The organism is Dietzia sp. DQ11-38-2 (assembly GCF_014145055.1).
GTDB lineage: Bacteria > Actinomycetota > Actinomycetes > Mycobacteriales > Mycobacteriaceae > Dietzia.
In genome coordinates this window covers 1-3,796 of sequence record NZ_JAALDW010000488.1, presented here as the reverse complement: position 1 = coordinate 3,796, position 3,796 = coordinate 1, and the positions used below count along the sequence as shown (strand labels likewise).

Sequence of the window (3,796 nt, the reverse complement as noted above, 5' to 3'; positions counted from 1 at the left end):
GTTCGGCCGCCACCCACACGATCGCCCAGAGTGCGGGGCAGCCGCGGGGCGGCGAGCGCCGGAGGGCCAGCCGCCCCGCCGGCTGAGTCCGCTCCCCCTCGAGTCGCCCGATCGATCAGCCGCCGGCCGTCACCCGAACACGGTGATGGTCTGGCGGCTGATCGCCGTCAGTGCCCCATCGGGTCCCCACAGCATGGCGTGCGTGTGGGCGTACCCGTCGCGGGAGGCATCGGTGGTGGCCTCGTACGCGAAGACCGCCTCCGGCGGGATCGTGTCGGGGCCGACTTCCGAGACGAGCTCCAGCGTCCAGGTCAGACTGCTGGCGGGCGCGAACCCGGAGAGCATCTGGATGGTCGCCGGCGGCCAGGCGTCCGCGAGCACCAACAGGTGCTCCTCGTGGAACTCCTCCGGGGCCTCGCGCAACTGCGCCCAGCCCGACAGATCGCCGGTCTCGGCTCCGCTGAAGGGCAGGGCGCCACCCACCTGCCTCAACGCGAGGAACCGGTAGAACTCGGGGGTCACCTTCTCGATGTACGGAAACGGTTCGATCGTGCCGGGTTCCGGCAACTCCGGCACGGGATGTCGCGGCGCGACGGCGATGGTGGACTCGCGGTGCCGCCCGAACGCCGCCAGTGCCGTGGCGACGATCGCGCCCTCCTGTCGCAGGGTGGCCCGGGCCTGCGTCACGTTCTTCCCGACCCGGAGGATCTCCGCGTCGACCTCGACGCCGCCCGTCGTAGCAGGGCCGACGAACGAGACGGTGAATGATCTCAACGGGTGTAAAGAACCGGCGGCCACGCCGTCTCCCGACCCGGCCCCCACCCCTGACGGCGACGCATCCCTCACGCGGCCTTTGGCCGCCGCGAGCAGCAGGGCTCCGGTCAGTCCCCCGTAGATCGCCCGGCCCTGTGTCCACCCGTCCGCGATCTCCACGGTCCCACCGGCCGAGGCGGCCTCCAACATGCTCTTCAGCGACATGCCGGCCAGTCTGCCAAAGGGGTCAGTGGACCAGTTGGGCGCGCCCCTTCTGCCGGAGCGCAGCCAGTGCGGACGTCAGACCCGGCATCTTCGGCATCCGGTCGAACATCTTCTCGCTGCGGGTCTCCGCCGCGTCGTCGGCGGTCCGGTGGAGGAACCTGTCGGGCAGTGAGAGCCTCGCGATGGTGCGCCAGGACTGCAGGTACTGCTTCCACAGCGGTCCGCTCACGTAGGGCAGGTCGTACCGGTCGCACAACTCCCGGACCCGGAGCGAGATCTCCGCGTACCGGTTGGACGGCAGGTCGGGGAACATGTGGTGCTCGATCTGGAACGACAGGTTGCCCGACATGAGGCTCATGACCGGGCCGCCGTCGAGGTTGGCACTGCCGAGCATCTGGCGCAGGTACCACTCGGCCTGCGACTCGTGCTTCACGTCCTTGGCCGTGAACTTCTCGGCCCCGTCCGGGAAGTGCCCGCAGAAGATCACCGCGTTGGTCCAGATGTTCCGGATGATGTTCGCGGCGAAGCTCGCGGTCAGCGCCTGCCGTCCGGCCGGCCCGGCCAGAACGGGGAACAGGATGTAGTCCTTGAGCACCTGCTTTCCCGCCTTGCGCAGGAACGCACGGGCGGTGCGCTGGTCGGCCGGGCTGGCATCGGAGCCCGGGAGCGCGTCCTGGACACGGACCCCCTGCAGTCCGATCCCCCACTCGAATCCCGCCATGAGCGCGGTGTTGACGAGCAAGTTCGCGGAGAACCTGGGCTCCCACGGAATGTCACGTGTGACCCGCAGGACCCCGAACCCCACGTCGTCGTCCATCCCGACGATGTTGGTGAACTTGTGATGCAGATAGTTGTGCGTGTGCTTCCAGTCCGCCGAGCTGCCGACCAGGTCCCATTCCCACGTGGTGGAGTGGACCTCGGGGTCGTTCATCCAGTCCCACTGCCCGTGCAGGACGTTGTGCCCGATCTCCATGTTCTCGAGGATCTTGGCCACTGCCAGAGCCCCTGTACCCAGAACCCAGGCGGTCCGGTTCCGCGCGCCGAGGTACAACACGGCCCGGGCCCCGAGTTCGATTCCCCGTTGCAGCCGGATCACGCTGTGGATGTACCGGTAATCCCGGTCCCCGCGGGATGCCAACACATCGGCCCTGATCGCGTCGAGCTCCCGTCCGAGCTCGTCGATCTGCTCGGTAGTCAGGTGCGCGTACTCGCCTACATCAGAAATGGCCATGGATCAACTCTAGGCGCGCTCTCCGATTCGCGGCTACCGGCGAGTAGCAAGGAGGGTCGGATACGTGACCAAGGGCACGCGGCGACCGTCCTCTCAGGCAGCCCACGACCGGCGCAGGACCTCCAGCGATCCGTGCACCCGCTCACGGCTCGAGCCCACCGGGGCGATCATCAACTCGTCCGCGCCCGCGCGTTCGGCGAAGTCCGCCAGGTAGTCGCGGACCTCCGGCCCGTCACCCACCGCGGTGTAGGAGATCATGTGCAGGATCTGGCGACCGGCCGCCGATTCCATCACCATGTCCAGCTCCTCGTCCGAGAAGTGGCGTCCGCGTCCGGCCATGAGCTTGACGCGCTGACGGCGATACCAGTGCAGTTCACCTGCCGCTCGCTCCGTGTCGTCGTCGGCCACCACGTTGACCGCGGCGATCATGTACGGCTCGGCCAGCTGATCGCTGGGCTCGAAGCGGTCGCGGTACACCGCCGAGGCCTGCTCGAGCGCATCGGGCGCGAAGTGCGAGGCGAACGCGTAGGGCAGTCCGTACGCGGCGGCCAGCTGCGCGCCGAACAGGGAGGACCCGAGGATGTAGAGCGGGATCCTGGTCCCGCGTCCGGGCGTCGCCGTGATCCCGCGGGTACGGGCGAGGTCCGAGGGCGAGTCCCCCAGGAAGGCCTGGAGTTCACGGACGTCGTCGGGGAAGCGCTCGGCGGCCGACGGGTCACGACGTAGAGCGCGGAACGTCTGCGGGTCGGTGCCCGGGGCCCGGCCCAGTCCCAGGTCGATACGGCCCGGGTGCAGCTCGGCGAGTGTGCCGAACTGCTCGGCGATCACGAGCGGCGAGTGGTTGGGCAGCATCACCCCGCCGGACCCCAGCCGGATCCGCTGTGTCTGCGAGGCGATGTGCGCCATGAGCACCGCCGGGGCCGAGGAGGCGATGGACCCCATGTTGTGGTGCTCGGAGTACCAGACCCGCTCGTACCCGAGTTCCTCCGCCTTGCGGGCCAGGGCGACCGAGTCCCGCAGCGCGTCGCCGACGGACTGCCCCGGGCGGACCGAGGCGAAGTCGATCACGGACAGGGGCAGCGGGGAGGGGGTCATGACGGGTCCAACCCCCGTCCCGCGGGGCCTATTCCGTGCCGCGCCCGGACGGGGGCGGCACACTGGGGGGATGTCCGATCCCGGCTCCGGTCCAAGCTCCAGCTCCGTCGACATCGCACACCTGGTCTCGGCGATGCGCCGGACCGAACCGTTGGTGCACTGCCTGACCAACTCGGTGGTCCGTCAGGTCACGGCCGACGTCCTGCTCGCCGCCGGTGCGGCGCCGGCGATGGTCGACCACCCCGAGGAGGCCGCCGACTTCGCGGCCGTCGCCACCGGGGTGCTGATCAACGTGGGAAACCCGACGGCCGAACAGGTGGAGGGCATGCACGCGGCGATCGCCTCGGCCAGGGAACACGGCACGCCGTGGGTGCTCGATCCGGTGGCGGTCGGCGGGCTGACACTCCGCACCGGGCTCGCCACCGACTGGCTCGACCACGGTCCCGCGGCGATCCGCGCGAACGCCTCGGAGATCGTGGCGCTGGCCGGGGC

General features: G+C 69.8%; 4 protein-coding genes. 1 reads left to right on the top strand and 3 read right to left on the bottom strand.

Translation table 11 applies throughout. From position 1 onward, the window contains the following. Positions 1-129: 129 nt before the first annotated feature. The 3 genes from G6026_RS15245 to G6026_RS15235 all read right to left on the bottom strand — a co-directional run bounded on the left by G6026_RS15245 (position 130) and on the right by G6026_RS15235 (position 3,304). Positions 130-978: a thioesterase family protein gene (locus tag G6026_RS15245; protein ID WP_107757641.1), complete on the bottom strand. Its 849-nt coding sequence runs from the start codon at positions 976-978 to the stop codon at positions 130-132. A gap of 22 nt (positions 979-1,000) precedes the next feature. Then, positions 1,001-2,209, bottom strand: a complete 1,209-nt coding sequence (locus tag G6026_RS15240) for an acyl-CoA desaturase (protein ID WP_182613673.1) — start codon at positions 2,207-2,209, stop codon at positions 1,001-1,003. A gap of 93 nt (positions 2,210-2,302) precedes the next feature. Next, a complete protein-coding gene (locus tag G6026_RS15235; RefSeq protein ID WP_182613672.1) occupies positions 2,303-3,304 on the bottom strand; it encodes an LLM class flavin-dependent oxidoreductase in 1,002 nt (333 codons plus the stop codon). 70 nt (positions 3,305-3,374) lie between these two features. Here G6026_RS15235 and G6026_RS15230 point away from each other — a divergent pair. Further along, on the top strand, positions 3,375-3,796 hold a 422-nt coding region (locus G6026_RS15230), incomplete at its 3' end, for a hydroxyethylthiazole kinase (protein ID WP_182613671.1).

What these genes read in the sequence shown, in the direction of transcription:
- G6026_RS15235 (WP_182613672.1), bottom strand. Translation starts at nt 3,304, where the DNA reads ATGACCCCCTCCCCGCTGCCCCTGTCCGTGATCGACTTCGCCTCGGTC.
- G6026_RS15245 (WP_107757641.1), bottom strand. Translation starts at nt 978, where the DNA reads ATGTCGCTGAAGAGCATGTTGGAGGCCGCCTCGGCCGGTGGGACCGTG.
- G6026_RS15240 (WP_182613673.1), bottom strand. Translation starts at nt 2,209, where the DNA reads ATGGCCATTTCTGATGTAGGCGAGTACGCGCACCTGACTACCGAGCAG.